The sequence below is a fragment of the Klebsiella sp. B345 genome, assembly GCF_051131735.1.
GTDB lineage: Bacteria > Pseudomonadota > Gammaproteobacteria > Enterobacterales > Enterobacteriaceae > Klebsiella.
This window is the reverse complement of the sequence record NZ_CP180444.1, coordinates 56393-75402: the sequence shown is the minus strand read 5'-3', so window position 1 is coordinate 75402 and position 19010 is coordinate 56393. Positions and strand designations below refer to the sequence as shown.

General features: G+C 53.2%; 23 protein-coding genes and 6 pseudogenes. 24 read left to right on the top strand and 5 right to left on the bottom strand.

Translation table 11 applies throughout. The annotated features are described in order from the left end of the window. Nucleotides 1-239: 239 nt before the first annotated feature. On the bottom strand, nucleotides 240-908 hold the full coding sequence (locus ACMYSO_RS25435) for an epoxyqueuosine reductase QueH (RefSeq protein ID WP_434670946.1): 669 nt from the start codon (nucleotides 906-908) through the stop codon (nucleotides 240-242). A 225-nt stretch (nucleotides 909-1133) separates the two neighbouring features. Between ACMYSO_RS25435 and ACMYSO_RS25430 the strand changes: the two genes are divergently transcribed. The 3 genes from ACMYSO_RS25430 to ACMYSO_RS25420 all read left to right on the top strand — a co-directional run bounded on the left by ACMYSO_RS25430 (nucleotide 1134) and on the right by ACMYSO_RS25420 (nucleotide 2301). Then, nucleotides 1134-1433, top strand: coding sequence for a putative quinol monooxygenase (locus ACMYSO_RS25430; protein WP_434670945.1), 300 nt, complete (start codon nucleotides 1134-1136; stop codon nucleotides 1431-1433). Nucleotides 1434-1540: 107 nt separating this feature from the next. Beyond that, nucleotides 1541-1828: a DUF1778 domain-containing protein gene (locus tag ACMYSO_RS25425; protein WP_132731181.1), complete on the top strand. Its 288-nt coding sequence runs from the start codon at nucleotides 1541-1543 to the stop codon at nucleotides 1826-1828. After that, on the top strand, nucleotides 1816-2301 hold the full coding sequence (locus tag ACMYSO_RS25420; protein WP_434670944.1) for a GNAT family N-acetyltransferase: 486 nt from the start codon (nucleotides 1816-1818) through the stop codon (nucleotides 2299-2301). Before ACMYSO_RS25425 ends, ACMYSO_RS25420 begins: the two co-directional genes overlap by 13 nt. A 274-nt stretch (nucleotides 2302-2575) precedes the next feature. Here ACMYSO_RS25420 and ACMYSO_RS25415 read toward each other — a convergent pair whose 3' ends face one another. After that, nucleotides 2576-3184: a glutathione S-transferase family protein gene (locus ACMYSO_RS25415; RefSeq protein ID WP_434670943.1), complete on the bottom strand. Its 609-nt coding sequence runs from the start codon at nucleotides 3182-3184 to the stop codon at nucleotides 2576-2578. 301 nt (nucleotides 3185-3485) lie between these two features. Between ACMYSO_RS25415 and ACMYSO_RS25410 the strand changes: the two are divergent. The 3 genes and pseudogenes from ACMYSO_RS25410 to ACMYSO_RS25400 form a co-directional block, all read left to right on the top strand. Next, nucleotides 3486-3664, top strand: a pseudogene (locus tag ACMYSO_RS25410) (IS3 family transposase); the annotation flags it as partial. 343 nt (nucleotides 3665-4007) lie between these two features. Then, on the top strand, nucleotides 4008-4202 hold the full coding sequence (locus tag ACMYSO_RS25405; RefSeq protein ID WP_434670942.1) for a hypothetical protein: 195 nt from the start codon (nucleotides 4008-4010) through the stop codon (nucleotides 4200-4202). 277 nt (nucleotides 4203-4479) lie between these two features. Beyond that, a complete protein-coding gene (locus tag ACMYSO_RS25400) occupies nucleotides 4480-5388 on the top strand; it encodes a LysR substrate-binding domain-containing protein (protein ID WP_434670941.1) in 909 nt (302 codons plus the stop codon). A gap of 815 nt (nucleotides 5389-6203) precedes the next feature. Here ACMYSO_RS25400 and ACMYSO_RS25395 read toward each other — a convergent pair. Together ACMYSO_RS25395 and ACMYSO_RS25390 are read right to left on the bottom strand one after the other, a co-directional pair. Beyond that, a pseudogene (locus ACMYSO_RS25395) lies at nucleotides 6204-6317 on the bottom strand (type II toxin-antitoxin system Phd/YefM family antitoxin); the annotation flags it as partial. A gap of 80 nt (nucleotides 6318-6397) precedes the next feature. Beyond that, a pseudogene (locus tag ACMYSO_RS25390) lies at nucleotides 6398-6538 on the bottom strand (DUF4113 domain-containing protein); the annotation flags it as partial. Here ACMYSO_RS25390 and ACMYSO_RS25385 point away from each other — a divergent pair. From ACMYSO_RS25385 to ACMYSO_RS25370, 4 genes and pseudogenes are all read left to right on the top strand, one after another. Then, nucleotides 6538-6691 (top strand): annotated as a pseudogene (locus ACMYSO_RS25385) (DNA polymerase III subunit theta); the annotation flags it as partial. The pseudogenes ACMYSO_RS25390 and ACMYSO_RS25385 overlap by 1 nt on opposite strands. Before the next feature lie 824 nt (nucleotides 6692-7515). Continuing rightward, nucleotides 7516-7746 carry a hypothetical protein gene (locus ACMYSO_RS25380; RefSeq protein WP_032700845.1) on the top strand — a complete coding sequence of 77 codons (231 nt, stop codon included), beginning with the start codon at nucleotides 7516-7518 and terminating at the stop codon, nucleotides 7744-7746. A 50-nt stretch (nucleotides 7747-7796) separates the two neighbouring features. After that, nucleotides 7797-9179, top strand: coding sequence for a DUF3560 domain-containing protein (locus ACMYSO_RS25375; RefSeq protein WP_434671040.1), 1383 nt, complete (start codon nucleotides 7797-7799; stop codon nucleotides 9177-9179). Between the two features lie 47 nt (nucleotides 9180-9226). Next, complete coding sequence (locus ACMYSO_RS25370; RefSeq protein WP_434670940.1) at nucleotides 9227-9790, top strand: methyltransferase; 564 nt, start codon at nucleotides 9227-9229, stop codon at nucleotides 9788-9790. A 273-nt stretch (nucleotides 9791-10063) separates the two neighbouring features. On the opposite strand, the pseudogene ACMYSO_RS25365 reads toward ACMYSO_RS25370, so the two are convergent. After that, nucleotides 10064-10285: pseudogene (locus ACMYSO_RS25365) on the bottom strand (hypothetical protein); the annotation flags it as partial. Nucleotides 10286-10623: 338 nt separating this feature from the next. On the opposite strand from ACMYSO_RS25365, the gene ssb reads away from it, so the two are divergent. The 14 genes and pseudogenes from ssb to ACMYSO_RS25295 all read left to right on the top strand — a co-directional run bounded on the left by ssb (nucleotide 10624) and on the right by ACMYSO_RS25295 (nucleotide 18992). Continuing rightward, entirely contained in the window at nucleotides 10624-11172 is a 549-nt protein-coding gene (gene ssb, locus ACMYSO_RS25360; RefSeq protein WP_434670939.1) for a single-stranded DNA-binding protein, read from the top strand. Nucleotides 11173-11222: 50 nt separating this feature from the next. Beyond that, on the top strand, nucleotides 11223-11456 hold the full coding sequence (locus tag ACMYSO_RS25355) for a DUF905 domain-containing protein (RefSeq protein ID WP_434670938.1): 234 nt from the start codon (nucleotides 11223-11225) through the stop codon (nucleotides 11454-11456). 72 nt (nucleotides 11457-11528) lie between these two features. Further along, nucleotides 11529-13586, top strand: coding sequence for a ParB/RepB/Spo0J family partition protein (locus tag ACMYSO_RS25350; protein ID WP_434670937.1), 2058 nt, complete (start codon nucleotides 11529-11531; stop codon nucleotides 13584-13586). Between the two features lie 43 nt (nucleotides 13587-13629). Then, the gene (psiB, locus tag ACMYSO_RS25345) at nucleotides 13630-14061 is read left to right on the top strand and encodes a conjugation system SOS inhibitor PsiB (protein ID WP_434670936.1); all 432 of its coding nucleotides are present in this window, start codon (nucleotides 13630-13632) and stop codon (nucleotides 14059-14061) included. Continuing rightward, entirely contained in the window at nucleotides 14058-14786 is a 729-nt protein-coding gene (locus tag ACMYSO_RS25340) for a plasmid SOS inhibition protein A (protein WP_434670935.1), read from the top strand. The genes psiB and ACMYSO_RS25340 overlap by 4 nt, the downstream gene beginning before the upstream one ends. After that, on the top strand, nucleotides 14783-15109 hold the full coding sequence (locus tag ACMYSO_RS25335) for a theronine dehydrogenase (RefSeq protein WP_434670934.1): 327 nt from the start codon (nucleotides 14783-14785) through the stop codon (nucleotides 15107-15109). Before ACMYSO_RS25340 ends, ACMYSO_RS25335 begins: the two co-directional genes overlap by 4 nt. 158 nt (nucleotides 15110-15267) lie before the next feature. Beyond that, complete coding sequence (locus ACMYSO_RS25330; protein WP_434670933.1) at nucleotides 15268-15408, top strand: DUF5431 family protein; 141 nt, start codon at nucleotides 15268-15270, stop codon at nucleotides 15406-15408. Next, nucleotides 15347-15484, top strand: coding sequence for a type I toxin-antitoxin system Hok family toxin (locus tag ACMYSO_RS25325; RefSeq protein WP_434671039.1), 138 nt, complete (start codon nucleotides 15347-15349; stop codon nucleotides 15482-15484). The genes ACMYSO_RS25330 and ACMYSO_RS25325 overlap by 62 nt, the downstream gene beginning before the upstream one ends. Before the next feature lie 818 nt (nucleotides 15485-16302). Then, nucleotides 16303-16575, top strand: a complete 273-nt coding sequence (locus ACMYSO_RS25320; protein WP_434671038.1) for a hypothetical protein — start codon at nucleotides 16303-16305, stop codon at nucleotides 16573-16575. A gap of 61 nt (nucleotides 16576-16636) precedes the next feature. Then, nucleotides 16637-16849, top strand: coding sequence for a hypothetical protein (locus tag ACMYSO_RS25315; RefSeq protein ID WP_434670932.1), 213 nt, complete (start codon nucleotides 16637-16639; stop codon nucleotides 16847-16849). A gap of 13 nt (nucleotides 16850-16862) precedes the next feature. Further along, the gene (locus tag ACMYSO_RS25310) at nucleotides 16863-17006 is read left to right on the top strand and encodes a hypothetical protein (protein WP_434670931.1); all 144 of its coding nucleotides are present in this window, start codon (nucleotides 16863-16865) and stop codon (nucleotides 17004-17006) included. 128 nt (nucleotides 17007-17134) lie between these two features. Further along, entirely contained in the window at nucleotides 17135-17473 is a 339-nt protein-coding gene (locus ACMYSO_RS25305) for a toxin (RefSeq protein WP_047047906.1), read from the top strand. Further along, nucleotides 17473-17784 carry a helix-turn-helix domain-containing protein gene (locus tag ACMYSO_RS25300; RefSeq protein ID WP_434670930.1) on the top strand — a complete coding sequence of 104 codons (312 nt, stop codon included), beginning with the start codon at nucleotides 17473-17475 and terminating at the stop codon, nucleotides 17782-17784. Before ACMYSO_RS25305 ends, ACMYSO_RS25300 begins: the two co-directional genes overlap by 1 nt. 621 nt (nucleotides 17785-18405) lie before the next feature. Beyond that, nucleotides 18406-18992: pseudogene (locus tag ACMYSO_RS25295) on the top strand (antirestriction protein). Nucleotides 18993-19010: the final 18 nt, after the last annotated feature.

The window sequence follows — 19010 nt, the reverse complement described above, 5'->3', positions numbered from 1 at the left end:
TGGTTCGAAGCGGTCACTGACAGACCTGAAGGTCCGCTGTGAGCGAAGAACGGACGCTTCAGTAAAAGAATGTAGCGTTATTTTCAGCTATCTAATGACTTCAAAATCGTTGTTAGTCTCGAAGAAGCATGCCATTTCTAGCATCTATGGCATGCTCGTTAATCTTGATGGCCTGCAAGTTACGATTGGCGTACTTTATACAGAAACGCTGCCACGCCCCGGATGGTAGGACATAAAAATCAGTCCTGCTCTTCTTCTTTTCCGTAATAAAGCTGACCGATTTTGATTAGAGGACGACCCTGGGATTTGCGGTGCAGGTTGCTGTCACGCAGTGAATAAACGCAGCCGCAGTATTCCTGCTGATAGAACTGCTCACGTTTGCTGATTTCAATCATGCGGGACGAGCCGCCCTGCTTGCGCCAGTTATAATCCCAGTACACCATGCCCGGATAATGTGCAGCGGCTCGCTGTCCGCAGTCGTTGATTTGCTGCATATTCTTCCAACGTGAAATACCCAATGAACTACTGATCACGCTGAAGCCATTTTCAGCGGCATACAGCGCCGTCCGCTCAAAGCGCATGTCGAAACACACAGTGCAGCGGATGCCGCGCTCGGGCTCCCATTCCATGCCTTTTGCGCGCTCAAACCAGTTATCGGTGTCGTAATCCGCATCGATAAACGGAACACCATTCTGTTCAGCAAAGCGAATGTTCTCATCCTTACGAATCAGATACTCTTTTTGCGGATGAATATTTGGATTATAGAAGAATATGGTGTAGTCGATGCCCGAGGCCTGGATCGCCTCCATCACCTCACCGGAACATGGGGCACAGCAAGAGTGCAACAGCAGTTTGTTTGCCCCGTTCGGGAGTTCCAGTTTAGGGCGTTTGAAATCAGCGGCGGTCATAAATGTATTCGTTGGGGTAATGAGACTTGCAAGGAGTGTAGCATCAGAGCAGTACTATCGGGTACAGCGGTACAAATCTAGCAATGTCCGCTCCTGGCACGAAACGAACAAGCTGAGTGGGCTAAAGGTCCGCTGTGAGCGAGGAGCGGAAGTTAGATTTGAAAAATGCCTGAAGGCTGGCATTATCCATATAAATCATTGGATCATTTCAATAAAAGAGTTCGCATGCTAAAGGTCATTGCCGAAGATTTTATCAAACCCGAATACGTCGACACTGTTCTCCCTCTATATCGCAAACTCATCGCGGCGACGAAGCGAGAGCCACTGTGTATTGCTTATGATTTGTACCGTGATGAAAGGGATCCGGGGCATTTTATTTTTATTGAAGAATGGCCTGACCGGGCAGCACTCGATGCACATTGTGCCAGCGAACATTTCACTCGGCTTGTACCTTTGATTGATCAATACGCCCGTAAAGCTGCGCAGTACATACTAATGGATAGTCAGGTGGATCCTGAGAGGTAAGGTCTGCTCCTGGCACAAAGCGGACATCAATATTCAAAAAATGAAAAACGACGACTTGATGTATAGCGTTTGCTATACGTGATGGTTATGCTACGCTTGTAAAGCAAATGCTATACAAGAGGTGCCTCATGAAATCAGATGTTCAACTTAACCTCAGAGCTAAGGAATCGCAGCGGGCGCTCATTGATGCAGCTGCGGAAATCCTTCACAAGTCACGTACAGATTTCATTCTGGAAATGGCCTGTCAGGCTGCCGAGAATGTGATCCTTGACCGCCGTGTATTTAACTTTAACGATGAGCAATATGCGGAGTTCATCGATATGCTTGATGCACCGGTCGCAGATGATCCCGTTATCGAAAAACTGCTGGCAAGGAAACCTCAGTGGGACGTGTAACAGCACCAGAACCTTTGTCAGCTTTTCATCAGGTGGCTGAGTTCGTCAGCGGCGAGTCTGTGCTCGATGACTGGTTGAAGCAAAAGGGCCTCAAAAATCAGGATCTTGGAACGGCCAGAACATTTGTGATGTGCAAGAAAGACACGAAGCAAGTAGCCGGTTTTTACTCTCTGGCCACCGGCAGCGTCAACCATACAGAAGCGACAGGCAATCTTCGGTGTAACATGCCAGATCCCATCCCCGTCATTATACTTGCCCGTCTTGCTGTCGATCTCTCATTCCATGGAAAAGGGCTTGGTGCTGATTTACTTCATGATGCAGTACTTCGTTGCTATCGGGTTGCCGAGAATATTGGTGTACGTGCAATCATGGTTCATGCACTTACCGAAGAAGCCAAAAATTTCTACATTCACCATGGTTTCAAATCATCACAAACTCAGCAGCGAACATTGTTCCTTAGGCTCCCTCAATAGAACGCAAAGACTGTTACGTTCAAATCGCTATAAGCGATAATTTGATAGTACGTCTAAGGTTAAATCAGTAGGAATCCTTCAGGAAAGAATACGACGAACAAAATATTGATGAGACGGGAATCAGCGTGATGTAAGAAAGCAACGGAATGGATAATCCGATTGTGGAAAATGTTATTTAGTTATAGCCAGAAACAAAAAAGAGTCCATGTATTAAATGGACCCTTTCTCTGATGCCTCGGTTAATCTGTCCAACTGTTTGGGGCAGTACAAAGCGTTAACTAAAAGGGTATTTCTTAAATGCCGCCTGGTTTTCGAAAATGTCGGAAACCGCCTGAATCTTTTTGAAATTACCGGCGTTAACGACGTGAGGGATCATTGACTGAATAAATGTCCAGATAACGGTACTGGTGACAGCAACCTGATCGGCCACAGCGTTAGCCGGACGCGTTTCCAGCAATGTATCCCATTCCTGGCAGGCTGCCAGCAACTGGAGCGTGATACGTTCTACCCACGGATTATACTGCTTCTCCATCGGGCGCAGGTTGTGTTCATACACATTTTGTACGGCTTTCTCCGAGGCGGCGAGGATAAAGCCCAGCGTCTGGAGATCTTTTGCCAGCGCATCCGGCGTCATGGGCAGGAGTTTTTGTTCGGGAGCTGCCTGGGCCTCAAAATAATTCAGTATCAGTGAGGAGTCCATCAGACGCGTACCATTATCCAGAATAAGCGTTGGCGCTTTTACCGCAGGGTTAATCCGGGAAAATTCCTCAAATGTACTAAACACCGACAGAGGCTGGCTTTCAAACGCGACACCATAAAGTTCCAGGGAGACCGCCACGCGACGTACATAAGGAGAATCCATCATGCCAATCAGCTTTATCATGATTCCTGTTTTCCTGTCTGTGTGAAAGAATGCTTCATTTAAGATGATAAACAGACATTACAATAAGTTCATTATGGCGAATATCATCAGTATCTTACGGCCTGAGTTAGTATTACTGACATATTGGCCGGTTGCTGTTTGTAAGATTAAGCATATCTACCTCTGGCAGGGTAGTGACACCCCATACTGAACATATCTATGGGGTAGCGGAGCCTGTTATGAAACGTTTTTCACCGGAACGAAAAGCCGCCGTTTTGGCCAAATGACTGCCGTCTTACAACATGGCCGTTGCCGCACTTGCTCGACAGAAGCACGCTTCGGAGTCATTGTTGAAACCGCCACACTCAGTGAAGCCAAACTGAGTGAATACTGCCGTCGCAAAGCTGGCCAAAAGAAAATTAAAGGGCCGGAGCGCGAACTGGTGCGCAAAGGAAGACCCTGGCCGAGGCAGTAGCGTTGCTGGTCTTAGGAAAAAAACTGAATCATTATTCCGGTGTGGAGGTCGAGGAGGACTGACCCCAGCTCATGAACGCACGGATCTTATCCAATGGACAGGTGAAGGCACCGCTGAAAGTGAAGAAACCGGCCAGCTATCAGGCTCTTGGGTCACGCCAGGTGTGTGTGGGACGTCACCTGATTAGCCTTGCGGGTTTGTGGTCGCTATTTTTATCTGTATATGACCGAAGATTTTATTAGCCGAAAAATTGTCGGTTATGAGGTTCATGAAGAGGAAAATGGCAGCGGGCCGCCGCACTACCGCACGGTATTACATGAAGGGTACTACCGATATCCGTTAGTGCTTCATGCTGACAATGGTATACCAATGAAATCCCAGACGTTGAAAGCGAGAAGGGAAGAACTGAAGATCACCGGCTCGCGCAGTCGCCCACAAATCAGCAACGGTAATCCCTATGTGGAGTCGCTGTTCATGACGCTAAAATATGTTCCGGCGTGGCCGTCATCAGGCTTCCTGGATCTGGATGAAGCGCGGCGTTGGGTCGAGGAGTTCAGACGGTAGTATAACGAAGAGCATCGGCATGGAGCCATCGGTTATGTGACCTCTGCCCAACGGTATCGAGAGGAAGATATAAGCCTGCTGGCAAAACTAAAAGCCTTGTATGAGCCTGCTCAAAAAGCCCGACCGGAATGCTGGTCAACCTCATGCCGTCAATGGCAGCGGGTCGAGGTGGTGATGTTGAATCCAGAGAAGCCAGAAACTATGCTGAAAACGGCAGCATAAAAATGAATAAGAGTGTCAACTTTGTTGACAGCTACCGATATTGAGGGAGGGTTTCATGTCGGATTTCCCACCTATCGCAAGTTTGCGTAGTTTTGAAGCCGTGGCTCGCCTTGGCAGCGTAACGCTTGCGGCGAAAGAGCTCCATGTGACCCATTCCGCCATCAGTCAGCAGATTAAAGTGCTGGAGGAAATGGTGGGCGTGAAGCTATTTATTCGTCATGGGCGAGGGGTGCAGATCAACGAAGAAGGGCGGCTCTACGCATTGCAGGTTCGCGAGGCGCTGAACCATATTGCAGATGCTACCCGGTTAGTGCAGGTGAAACCGAGAATACAGGAACTGACGCTGGCGATGGTGCCGTCCTTTGGTTGCCACTGGTTATTGCCTCGTCTGGAACGGTTTCGGGTAAAATATCCGCATATCACGCTGCGGATCCAGGCCAGCCTGACGATCACCAGCATGCAACAGGAAGGGATAGATATTGCGATACGGATGGGGAAAGGAAACTGGGAGGGAAGTGACTGTCATTATCTTTTTTCAGATGAACTGATTGTTGTTGCGGCGCCCGGTTATAACGGCGGTGTCCTCCCGGCGACGCCGACTGAGGTGGTTAAGAGTCAAATAATTTTCTCCATGGAGTCGTGGAAAACATGGTGTTTCAATGCGGGGCTGGAAAAATATATTATGCCAGGTGGTTTATGCATTAACGACTCAAACTTAGTCCTCGAGTCTGTCAGGCTCGGTAAAGGTATTGCGCTGGAGCGCCGCTCTCTGGTTCATGATGCTATCACCCGAGGTGAACTGGTCCAGCTTACCCCATTCACCGCGCTGTATCCCTGGCCTTACTGGATGGTGACATCGCAGATAACGGAGACGAAGCCTGAGGTAGCCCTCTTTGTGGGGTGGCTAAATGAGGAAGTGGCGGCCTGGCGTCTGCTGGTTGGGGAAACAGAAAGTAACGGCTAACAGAAAAGCAAAAAGTCTGCTACAAAATCAAGTTTTTCTAAATTTAGCTCATCTGACTCGTATAGGCTTTCCCTGTAATTGGCTAATAAATTAGAAGACATTACTAACATCGCGGTGTATTAATCAACGGGGAGCGGGTCAATGCAGTTATTATAATTTGCAGTGGTTATCAGATGCAAAACGGAGTATGTTGAGCTGGCAATGAGCAAAACGGGGTCTTGTGATATGGACTGTTTAGTACTCGGAAAATTCATCGTAACTTTTATTATTCTGTTATTTTTATTCGATTTATTCAGGCCAGGCCGGAAGAGGGGAAAAACTCCCGCAGATCCTTCTGTAGCAGCTGCTGATGCGAGAGAACAATACAACTGGCGATATATTCGCTTGGTTTATCTAATCTTTAAGGTTGTGGTCATTGTCTTGTTTTTTGCGACAATGATCCAGTATGTTATTAGCTGAGTAATGGCTGCATTTGCGGCCACTATTCAATCCAGAACAGATTAATTGACTTTGCAAACGCCCCTGAACCATGAAAAACACGGGGGAATCATCACAGCGCATAAATATACCGTTTTGTTTTTGGGTGACGGCAAGGAGTTCCCGTTATCACTACATGCCTTGTCAAAAATTTCCATTTCTATACCTATCAGGCTCTTTTCGTTATATTCTGGAGAGATCCGGAGATGTTTTTTCAGCCAGACAGAATAGGTGTCAGTGCTACGCCAGTAATGTAATTCAATCACTGAAGCCATTCCCCAGACAGCGAAGAATAAGAAAACCAAACCTGCAATTTTTCTACCCATATTGTTCCTTAAATTGGGAGATATGGCGCGTAGCGTGTAGCCGCCGCCGGCACTGGCGGTGGCCACCGGATCATTTTTAAGTTCGCTGACGCTGGCAGTCACATCACACAGAATGATATTTGTCATGGTTCACCCCCTGAGACAAGTCATCTGCATGGTCGGTAAAGTAAGCGCGGGCGGCGTGTCCCGTCTGTCATTTTCGCCGATCAGAAACGGGCAACCGGCAGCTCCTTCCAGTAGGTGGTATATGCCGGCGACAGCATTTCCCGTTTCATCAGAATGCCTCCTGGAAACTTGCCTCCTTTCCTCCCCGGCCTGAAAATCGGGGTTTCCAGGAGGCATTCTGATGAACAAGCCTGTTGTGCCGCGAACTCGCGGAGCGTGAACAGCCAGAGCATCTCCGTGAGTATTTCCGGTAGAGGTTAAGTATTCGCAGGCTGAACAGTCAGCAGCTGCCGCGCGCAAATGCTCCTGAATATCAGAAGACAGAAGAAAGTTAAGGAGAGTGGGCCAGTGGTTGCTTTCCTGAATTCAGCCTGGTATAGCATTGTGCTGTACAGAAAAGAAAAAAATTTCCGTTCCTGACGTTCCCTTTTCGCGACGGGCGTCCGGGCGGGCTGTCATGCTTCGCACAGAGCCAGCTCCGCCGTCTCTGCCCGGCCCCTCTGTCCCTCCGGGGCTGCGGGTTTCCATCCCATGACGCAACGTCAACGGCAGGCTTACAGCCTCCGTTCCGGAGGCGCCGCCCTGTCGCGCCGTGGCCTGCGCTCCCTGCACCCCGTCGAAAAACAACGCCCGCCGGGCTGTAGGGGGCACCGCCGTTTCGCGTGCCGCGCTCCGACGCTGCGGCGGGTCCCTGCTCTGTTCCGCGCCTGGTGCATCACCCGTTTAAGCCCCTTTCGCCTGGGCTGAGACAAGCACAACCCGCCTGGCTGTCCAGGGCCGGCGTGGCCTTTCGCAATAAATTTTCCCCGGCCATTCCGCAGGCTCCATTAGACCGAAAAAAATTTCCCGCTCACCCCGGACATCTGCACCGGGCCGTGCTCGTTGACGCCCTTGCGGCGAAGGTTCTCAAACGGGTGAAGTTTATACCATCGGGAATATCGCAGCCGGTTCCCGCAAACGTCAAAACCGCGGCTCCCGAAACTCAACGGGTGATGTTCTTTAAAAATCCGGGAAAAAAGAGGCTGGTTAAAGGAGGCTGAAGAAGCAGACAGCGAACCGCAGAAATGAAAAAAGCAGGGTAAACCCTGCTTAATCCACGCCGTAAAAATCGCGGTAACGGTTTTTACGGCTTCATTAACTACCAGAAGGAGTTAACGCTATGATCGTGACCATTGTTTCACCTTCCGCAGAGGCTGTAAAGCCCCGCCGCCATCCGCGCATTTTCCGCGCCGATATTCCCGCGCCGGAGATAGACCCTGCATTAAAGGCCTTTGGCCGCCATATCGCCAGAAGTCACCGCAAGGGGCGCGGCGTGCATATCCCCGCGATGAAAAACGCCGCTTTCGGGCAGGTGCTCCGCACCCTTGAACTGAAACGCGCATTTAACTGATGAGGTGAGCCGCCCCGCGAGGGGCGGCAACAACTGGAAGGAGAAAAATGATGACTCAGGCTTTTGCACAGGCACTTAGTGCTGAAACTATCCCGCAGACCGGCGCTGAAGAGGAGATCGGCCAGGTGTACCGGGGGACCTATTCCCCGGATGATAACAAGTTGCGGCTGTATGCCTCGCTCCGCCTCGATGAGGAAACGTATAAAAGGGTGCATGATGCCGGTTTCCGGTGGGCACCGAAACAGGGGCTGTTTGTTGCGCCAGCCTGGACGCCGGGCCGCGAGGATGTATTACTGTCCCTTGCCGGCGATATCGGGGACGAAGACAGCACGCTTTTTGACCGTCAGGAGCAACGCGCAGAACGCTTTAACGACTACAGCGATAAACGCGCCGGTGAATCTGAGCGGGAGCTTGCGCATGTCGATGTGCTGGCATCGTCGAGCCCCTTCGGTCAGCCGATCCTGGTTGGCCATCACAGCGAACGCCGCGCGCGCCGTGATGCACAGAAAATTGAAAACGGCATGAAACGCGCCGTGATGTTGTTTGAACGCGCGGAATACTGGGAGGAACGGGCACAGGCATCCCTGCGTCACGCGAAATACAAGGAGCGTCCGGATGTCCGCTATCGCCGTATTAAAAAGATTGAGGCAGAGTTGCGCAAGTCTGAAAAGGCTGTTGCACAGTCACAGAAATATCTGACGATGTGGCAGGCGCAGACGCTGGATCTGAACATGGCGTTGCTGGTCAGTAATTACGATCATATTTCAGCCTGTTTCACGCTCGATAAATACCCGCGCCCGGCAGAGAAAAGTCAGTATGAAGGCCGGATGTCCCTGTATTCCGCGCTGACAGAGAGCATTATCACCTTTGAGCAGGCCCGTGATATTGCAGTTCGCTGTCACGAGCGTGCGATCCGCCATCAGCAACGCTGGGTTAACCATTATCGCAACCGCCTGAGCTATGAGCGCGCCATGCTGGACGAAAGCGGGGGCGTCGTCACCCGGACACAGGAATTTGAACCGGGCGGGCAGGTTCAGAGCCGGGGCGAGTGGTTAACCATCATCCGCATCAACAAAAGCAATGGTCAGGTCAGCTCGGTGGAAACGCCCTGTTATCGTTTTCTGGGCTACGGCGGCACCATGAAACTGACCCCGGACCGTATCACTGACTATAAAGCCCCGACAGCGGAGGAAGCCAGCGACGCGAAGAAAGCGGCGAAGCGCCCGCCGATCGTCAACTATCCGGGGGAGGGATTCCGGGAGATGACAAAAGCCGAATGGGCCAGAATGCCGGGGGATTATAAGGCTGTCCGGGGCGTGGCCGAAAATGAGACGCACGGCGCGTACCGCTTTCGCCGCTGCATGACGCACGGCTGTACGCTGGTGAATGTCTATATCACTGACATGAAAACCGTTGAAATTCCGAAAAAATGACAGGCAGACTCCCCGGCCTCTTGCCGGGGAGGTCAGGGAGTATATTCATGCATCAGGACCTTAAATACCGCATTCAGGCGATGCGGGACAAACTGGAGGGGCGCGCCCCTGTCGCAGAAATTCAGGGGGGCTCTCAGCTTTTTGTCACCCCCGCCCCGGAATGTCGACGGCTGGTTGAGCTGGCTGATGTCCGGGAAACCGATCGCATTCTGGAACCCAGCGCCGGAACGGGCGCCATACTGGAGGCGATCAGGGATGCAGTCCCCCGGGCGAAGTGTGACGCCGTGGAGCTGCACGCCGGATTAGTCCGCCATCTGCAGGCACGTTTCCCGGAGGTCCGGACCTGGTGCGGGGATTTTCTCGAATACCATCCGGATCGCCGGTATACCCGAATCATCATGAATCCACCGTTTAATCGCGGTGATGATATCCGGCATATCCGGCAGGCATTAACTCTGCTTGAGCCTGGCGGGATTCTGACTGGCATATGTCTGGACGGGCCGCGTCAGCAAAAGGCGCTGGAGTCCCTGGCGGACGTCTGGGAGCCGTTGCCGCGGGGAACGTTCACGTATACCGGGGTAGCGACCGCCATCCTCAGAATAACCGTCTGAGAACACGTTAAGCCGGCGGGGGCATCTGTCCCCGTCTGGCCGCGCCGGAAAAGACCGCGCGCCTGCGGCGCAGGAAGAACGGGCCGCGCTGACGCGCCGCCGGCTCTCCCTCTCCGCGTTCATCCTGTCCCTCTCTTCCTTCTGGTATTCTGGTTTACTTTTGTTTCTTTTCTCCTGTTCCGGCTGAGTAGTTGATGGAGCGTGGTCATCCATCTGTTTCTGCCGGCTTTTCTTTTTGCTCTTCGTTTATTTCAGGTCCTGCAGTGGGCGTCCGGGCGGGCTGTCGTGAACGGAGCCAGCCAGGCTGTCTCCGCCCTGTCGGGCTTCCATCCCATGACGCAACGTCAACGGCAGGCTTGCAGCCTCCGTTCCGGAGGCGCCGCCCTGTCGCGCCGTGGCCTGCGCTTTCTGCACCCCGGCCAGTGACCGCCGGGCTGTAAGGGGCAACGCCGTTTCGCGTGCCGCGCCCCGACGTTGCGGCGGGTCCCTGCTCATTTCCTCTCCTGTGCCTTTTCACCGTTTAAGTCCCTTTCGCCGGGGCTGAGACCAGCACAACCCGCCTGGCTGTCCAGGGCCGGCGTGGCCTTTCGCAATAAATTTTTTCCGGCCATTTCGCTTCTCTCCATTAGACCGGAAAAAATTTCCCGCTCACCCCGGACATCTGCACCGGGCCGTGCTCGTTGACGCCCTTGCGGCGAAGGTTCTCAAACGGGTGAAGGTCATACCTCCGGGAACAAAACAGCAGGTTCCCGCAAACGTCAAAACCGCGGCTTCCGGTAACTCAACGGATGATGGGGTTTTAAGAGCAAAACAACGGAGTAAGGAGATTCATCATGGCAGCACGAGGCATCAATAAAGTCATTCTGGTTGGTCATCTGGGGCAGGACCCGGACGTGCGTTATATGCCCGGCGGGGGCGCGGTGGCAAACCTGACACTGGCCACATCGGAGACATGGCGTGACAAACAGAGCGGGGAACTGCGCGAAAACACCGAATGGCACCGTGTGGTCATGTTCGGCAAGCTCGCGGAAGTCGCGGGGGAATACCTGCGTAAAGGCGCGCAGGTCTACATCGAGGGCCAGCTGCGTACCCGCAACTGGCAGGATGAGGCCGGAACCACACGCTATGTCACCGAGGTGCTGGTCGGGCAGAACGGCACCATGCAGATGCTGGGTGGTCGCCGTGAAGGCAGTTCGTCAGAGAGCACCGCACCTCATCAGCCCGCACAGCCGCAGACTCCGGCACAACCTGCTGAACCCCCTGTGGCATCCCCGAAAGCTAAGGGCGGTAAAAAAGGCCGTCAGAGTGCCGCGCCGTCTCAGCAACCCCCGCAGCCGTCCCCGGATGATTACCCGCCGATGGATGACGATGCCCCGTTCTGATAACCCGTTTCAGGCCGGCCCTGCCCTGGTGGGGCCGGAAGGAGAGAAAGATGAGTATTTACGATAACGGTCCGTTACCGGATGACACCTTCACCAGAGCACAGGCTGAAGCGGTGGCGGCACAATTTGAAAATGTCGCCATCGAAGACGATCAGGGTTCGCATTTTCGTCTGGTCGTTCGTCAGAACGGCGACATGGTGTGGCGCGCATGGAATTTTGAAGCGGATGCCGGGAAATGGCTCAACTGTTATATCGAACGTTATGGCATCCGTAACACGCAATAAGCAGTAAGAGGTACCGGACAGGATTGGGCCTGTCCGGCAGACAGTTATTAATAATCTGAAGGAGTATCAATTATGTCAGTGACCGAGTCTAAAGCAAAAGCAACGGTTAAAACCAGCAAAAAATCGGTGAAACCTGCCGAAGCCGCCGCCCTGAAAGCGGCTCTCGATGCCGCGCCGATTGAGTATGTCCCGGTGACGGCATTGGTGAAATCTCCCCTGAACGTCAGGACCATCCCTTATCCGGTGGAGAAGGTACGCTCAATGGCAGACTCCATTGAAGCGCTTGGCCTGTTGCAGAATCTGGTCGTTCATTCTCTTCATGACGGGCAGTGTGGTGTGGCTGCAGGTGGTCGTCGCCTGAAAGCTCTGCAGCTCCTGCAGAGTGAAAACCGTATCGATGCCGGATATATGGTGATGGTGAAAAAGGTACCTGATGAACTGGCTGTTGCGGCATCAATGGCAGAAAACGAACAGCAGATGGCAATGCATCCGTCTGAACAGATCGCCGGGTTCCGCACGCTGGCAGCGCAGGGGAAAACCCCCGCGCAGATTGGTGACTTGCTGGGGTTCGGTACCCGTCATGTTCAGCGTATGTTGAAGCTGACCGAACTGGCTCCCGACATTCTGGAGGCGCTGGCGAAGGATGAAATCACCACCGAACACTGCCAGGCACTGGCGCTCGAAAGCGATCAGAAACGCCAGGTGGAAGTGCTGGGATCCGCCCGCAAACGGTCCTGGAATAATGAAGTATCAGTGTCCTCGATCCGTAACCTCATTACCTCTGAAGAGGTCTCCACAAACGGCGACAAATTCCTCTTTGTGGGAGAGGCCGCATTCAGTCCGGAAGAAATCCGGGTTGATCTCTTCAGCAGCGAAAATGGCGGCTATGTCAAAAGTGCTTCTCTCGATACCGCCCTGCTGGAAAAACTGCAGAGTATCGCGGAACACCTTCGCGAAGCAGAAGGCTGGTCATGGTGCGATGGCCGCCTTGAACCGATTTCTCACTACGGGAAGGATACTAAAATCTGGCGTCTGCATGCTGTCCCGCCTGTGGAATATACCGAAGCCGAATCGGAACGACTTGCCTTCCTTACACAACGCGAAGAAGAACTTGAAGCACAAAAAACCGGGGATGACGAAGGGCGTGTTGCAGGTGAACTCAATGAGGTCTGGCTTGAACAGCAGACCATTGAGTTTCGCGCTGAACACCGGACATGGCCCGATGAAATGAAGCAATCCGTCGGAGTGGTGGTTTCCTGGACTGGTCAGGAGGTGAAAGTACAGCGCGGTGTGGTGCTGTGCGCCGATGAAAAAATACAGGAGAAGGATACATCCACCGATCAGGCTCCTGAAAAAGTCGATCCGCTGGACGCCGTCAGTGTCCCGTTGCTGACCCGCCTTTCTTCTGAACGCACACTGGCGGTTCAGGCGGCCCTGTTGCAGCAGCCGCAGAAAGCCGTCGCGATGATGGTCTGGAAATTGTGTAACTCGGTTTTCCATACCACGACGTCCGTCAAAGAGCCGTTCTGCATTAGCGTGAGTGTGTCGCATTACGCGCTGACCCGTGAAGCTCCTGACGGTGAAAACAGCGTTGCGTTTCAGGCAATCCAGGCTGAAAAAGAACGCCTTGAAGCCCTGCTGCCGGAAAACTGGCGAAAGGATATGACCACCTTCTTTACGCTCGATGGCGCAACCCTGATGGCGCTGATGGCTTTCTGCACCGCCTGTTCTATTGATGGTGTACAGGGCAAGGATGAGTTTGGTCGTAAACACCAGAGTTCGCTGGACGGGGTGGAAAACGCCATTCAGTTTGACCTTCGCGACTGGTGGAAACCGACGGCTGATAACCTTTTCTCGCACATGAAGCAGCCACACATTGTACAGGCACTCTCTCAGGCCGGACTGACAGGCGCAGCACAGGACGCCGCGAAAATGAAGAAAAAGGATGCCGCTGAACATGCAGATCACTTCCTGTCAAAAACCCGGTGGGTTCCGCAATGGATGACCAGTGCCGACAACCAGAAACAGCCTGCCGCAAAGTCTGAACTCAGTCTGGCAACGAGTCAGAGCGATACAGACGCTGATGTCGACCACGTCACCGACCATAACAACCCGGCCTGCGCCGCCTGATAACGGAGACGCCGCCCTGCGGGGCGGCGGTAAGGAGAAACCTGTGCACACGATCATTACCACCGATGTCCTGAAAACCATGTTCGCCGGAGAGCTGGAAGACTACCGCGCCGCCGGTGAAGATTTTCGCCGTGAACTCACGCATGCCGTGATGCGGGATCTGTCCTGTCCGGAGCGCTGGGACGTCAACGGAGAGTACAAAAGTGAATTCGGCGGATTCTTTCCGGTACAGATCCGTTTTTCCCCCTCTCACGGTCATTTTGACGTGGCGGTCTGCAGTCCGGGAGAGCTGAGTACGCGCTGGATGGTCGTTTTTGTGACCCGTGGCGGCCAGCCGTTCTCCGTTGTTCGTAGCATGGAAACATTTAACCCGGAGTTGATCTCTCACACGCTGGCACTGATAGCGTGTCTCGATACTGACGGCTATTCCTTTGCCAGTATCATCAGCACTCTGGCTCAGGAGGGCGAACTATGATCCCCTCATCCCATGCCATTGTGACCCTGAAACCTGCACGCCAGGCTGCTTTGCAGGCCATCATGTTCGTGGAAGACGCCCGGTTTCGGGGAGCGCGTTTGCCCTCGATGCCCCATGTCCGCACGTTCCTGCGCATGCTGACCGGTTGCAGTCGAATTAACAGCGCCATCGCCCGGAGTATTCCCGGCCTGCACCGTGATCCGAAAGACCGGCTGAATAATCTGAAGCAGGTGGAAGAGGCGCTGGATACGCTGATTGCCAGTCAGGGGGAATGCTGCCCGCTGCCGCTGACAACCGATGTTCAGGCCGAACTTTTTCCGGAAGTGATTCACACCCGAACCGATCGGCGGATGCAGCGCGAAAATATTGCGTTCACCCGGAGAGTTCGTCGTGAAGGTAAAGAGATAGCACATACCTGGTTGCTGCGACAGAACCTGCTGGGTCAGGCTATCACGGAGCTTAACTTTCAGTCACCGGAGACCGTTAACACCTGGTACCGCCAGTGGGCTGACGAGTTTGACGCGCGGGACCTGGAGCCTGCCTTCTGGCACTGGCGGTCGCGGTTTGCCTCGCTGGCCTCCCTGGACTGGCTGCGGGATGCCGGGGAGCCGCTGTATGGTGTCATGTATGAAATCAGCTTCATTGTAAGAGAGACGCCGGAGTCTGTGCGTCAGGCAGAACGCTGGCAGGTCCCGAACAAGCTGACACACCGGAGCCGTGGATGAAGTGGCGTTATTCCCTGCGCTGGAAACTGCCGCACAGGCCCTGCCCGGGTCCACTGGAGCTGGTTTCCGTTGTCGTGGAGGCAGGGCAGGTGGCACCTGAAGAGGTGATGTCACGCTGGGTTGCTGGCTCCGGTTACGCTGTATGCGTGGATTTTCTCGGTCAGAAACAGATCCAACGCTGGAGCGATGAACGGAAAGCCGCCACCCGTCGCCGGAATCTTGAGCGTCGGGTCAACAGGATTGCGCCCTTGTTTGCCGATGAATTGATTGAGCGGGAGTTAGAGAGCAGACCCGATTATTTCCACGGGAAATCAGTATGCTGATGGCAGGATGCCTGGTCAGTCTGGCAGAGGGTGAGGTATAATGGCGGTGGCGCTTGAGGCTTTTTGCCTCATGACGTGAAGGTGGTTTGTTACCGTGTTGTGCGGCAGAAAGCAGAGAGCCCCGTAGTTAATTTTCATTAACCCACGAGGCCACCTGTATGCCTAGACAACATCAGGATAGCCTCTTAGATGCCGCAAGGCAAGGAGAAGTAGGCCATGAAACTGCCGCGAAGTTCCCTGATCTGGTGCGTATTAATAGTGTGTCTCACACTGCTGATATTCACTTACCTGACCCGTAAATCACTCTGTGAAATCCGGTACAGGGACACGAACAGGGAGGTGGCGGCTTTTATGGCCTACGAATCCGTTAAGTAGCTAACCCCGGCGGGGGGAAACCCCCGCCACTCAAGGGATGAAGCTGTCTGGACATGCCTGAAGCGCCTTTATGAAGGGGTTGCCGGTTCGCCGGTAGCCCCTTTTTCCTGTGAGATGTGATCCATTTGTGGCTTGCCTATTGAATCCTGAAAGAGCGCGCGCCTGCGGCGCCGGGAAAACCGGCCGCGCTGACGCGCCACCCGAATTTCCTCTACGCGATGACTTCCCTGTCTTATCCCTGCTGCTGACCGGCTTCCTGCTTATCTCCCTGCTGCCAGGCTCCGGCTTAAACGCTCACTGCAAAATAACTTAAGTCCCCCTTCGGCTCCTGATCAGCTGTGCTGCTCAGTCGTCTAGCCCCACTCCGCTAACCGCGAAATGATGCGGTAAGCTCCGCCGAACCCGCAAGCGGTTTCGGGCTGACGCTAGGGTCTGATGTCCGATGTCAACCCCGCGCTTGCTGCATCCTTGTCAGGATGCGCCGCTTTCACCGTGCCGGCGAAAAGCTGCCGGCACTTTTATGGCGCCACGCCGTTCCGACGTGTCGGGTGTGTGCATCCTGTTCCCCCGGTGAGGCCATCCCCCGTGTGTCCTCACGCGGAGGGCTGGTCGTAGCACCGCCGTGTCGTCGCACAAGGGGTAAGTAAACTCCGCCAAAAACTTTTTGTCTCCGCCCCTTGTTCTCCTCCTTACGACGTTGCTCCTTTGCCCTGTGCCGCGAGAGAACTCACCAGGGAGATGGACAACCATCACCACAGGAGAAAACCAGAATGCACACACGAAACGTCAAGACCGCCGCTCAGGAATCTTCCAGAAAGATGGGGGGAAAAGCCGTGTCATATACGATCCTCGTTGCTGATAAGCCAAAAAACTCAGAGGAAGAGTGGGACGTCATGGAATTCCGCAGCCTTGTTGCGCTGAAAAAATACCGCAGAAGCCACCCGGAAAAAATGAGCTTCAGCTATGGCTATGCCCTCAGCCGTGGCGTGGATAAGCAGTTCTGTCATATCAACGTGGCTGAAGCCGATCACTTCAAACAATTTTTGCGTCAGATTGAGTGCTCAGGCGTCGATATCCGGGACATTTACTGAGAAATAAACAGGGATGGGGCTTATCGTTGCCATCCCTTAACCAGAGCAGAGGTTATGCAAAATGAAAGCATACGGCAATCAACACTCATCAGAGGCTTTTTCCCGGGAAACTTCCCAATCCTGTTTTGAACCAAAAGCGGAAAAGGTGATCGCTTTTCACGGTAAGGAAGCCAGTTACGCCTATAACGTGCTGGCCGATCTGAAAGCAGCAGGTGCTTCATATACCCGGCGGAATATCATCGCCGATATGTTCCGCCGTCTGGGTGTGAAATGAGGTCTGACGGGCAATGAAACACGTGAAAGGAAAAATCCAGCAGGGGGCGGGAAACGCCTATTACGCGGGGATGCAGTGGCGTGCTATCGGGCTTATCCAGAATAAAGCGGAGTACATGGCGCTGATCCTTGATATCAAGGTGGTGAAAGTCGGATAAGGCGCGCCCAGGCAGTGTCCACCACCTGCGAGCAATTCAGAGACAGGTGGTGGTTGCCTGTACGTCATTGAAGTGTCCCCATGTTGGGGTTGTAATATCCCCAGGTAAAGGGTATTTTGTGAGGTGTTATGGAAGCACTCTTTGTCGAGTTGCCGCCGTTCGAGCGTCATCGTGCAGAATATCTCACGGATGATGAGTTTCGGGAGTTTCAGCAGATGTTGCTGAAAAATCCGGTATGCGGTGATGTTATCCAGCATACCGGAGGATTACGCAAGGTACGGTTTGGGGATGCAAGGCGTAACAAGGGGAAGCGCGGCGGCATCAGGGTGATTTACTACTGGTATCTGGAAAAGTCCCACTTTCTGTTGTTCACCCTGTACGACAAAGATCAGAAAGATGATTTAACGAAAGCACAGCGCGATATTTTGCGCGAAATGCTTGAACAGGCCAGAAGAAGGGGGCGTTGATGAAAGAGCGTGATATTTTTAGCGAACTGCAGGAAGGCATGGCTGTGTGGGCAGAGTTTAATGCTGGCAAAAAAACGTTGCGAACGCACAAAGTCAGCGTAAAACCCGTCACCATGACACCCGATGAAGTGAAAGCGCTACGCGAAAAACTGAAGCTTTCACAGGCTGTTTTCGCACAGTATTTACATACCGGTGTCACTACCCTGCAGAACTGGGAGCAGGGACTGGCAAAACCGAATAAACAAGCCATCCTGCTGATGAAAATGGTTGAGCGCAATCCGCACACTCTGACTGAACTGGCAGCGCTATAGCCCCGGTTCAGGGTGATGCGGAATTTTATGCGTGAAATACCGGAGGCTGCGTAAATAAACGGAAGGGCAGGGGATAACCTGCCCGACTGCAGGAAAAAGCCGCGCACCTGCGGTGCCGGATAATACCGGCTGCGCTACGCGCCGCCCGTATTACTCCGGCGCGGCGTTATCTCATCAATATTCTTTATTCATCTCTGTGACATCTCATCCGGCATGCTGCTGTTTATCTCTTCCGGTATTTATCTCTGATGAGAGATTTAATAAATACTGACCCGGGCGTCGTCCCTGTCGGGACACGGCTGTCGTGAACAGAGCCAGCAAGCTGTCTCTGCCCTGCGGGCGTCCATCCTGACGCAAATTCAACATCGCGCTTGCTGCATCCTTATCAGGATGCACCGCTTTCACCGTGGCGGTAAATTCCCGCCACTCTGAGGGCCGGAACGTGAATTCGATACAGACCGAATTGACGTTCCGGATTGTGTGCATGCTCCAGCCTGCGTTATATCGCCCGACATCATCTTTTCGCGGAGGGCGGCTTTTAGCATCAGCCGTGGCGGAAATAAAGGGGTATATAAACGCAAGCGCCCCTTTATTTACTCCCTGTCAGCTGCACATTGCCCTTTGCCGCTCAGTGATGAAGTCGAACGATTTAATAAACCACGAAGGAGTAAACCAGCATGCACACAAATAACGTCAACACCGCCACTCGTGAATCAGACGAACAATTTCCGACAGATAAATATCTTCGTTATGCTGTAACAGATGACGATGAACGTCTGGAATTAATCCCGTTGCTCTTTTTTACCCCGTCAGCAGATATGATGACAGATAACTGGTTGCGCCAGCACTCCGATTACAATGGCGGTTTCTGGTCTTACTGGATTATTCCGCAGGGTGTTGGCGGAAATGTTGCGCCCAATCGTATCCAGTTCATTACCGCGCAGACCGGATATATTGCGCCGGAAGGTAAGGGACGTTACAGGATGCACATTCCCGGAAACTATTTTGAGAATGACGTCAGCGCCGATGCAGCAGGAATTATTGCCACGCTGATGGTGATGAGATGTCTGTCCTGGCAGGTGTCAGAGATGGGGCCGGAATATGCACGGGTCTGTCATCATCTTGAGTCCCGGCAGGATGCGTTGAAGAATTATGTCAACATTATCCAGCATCCCGAACGTCATTTAATCTGGCGTGCGATTGGTTAGTCGTGTAATGAAAGTAAA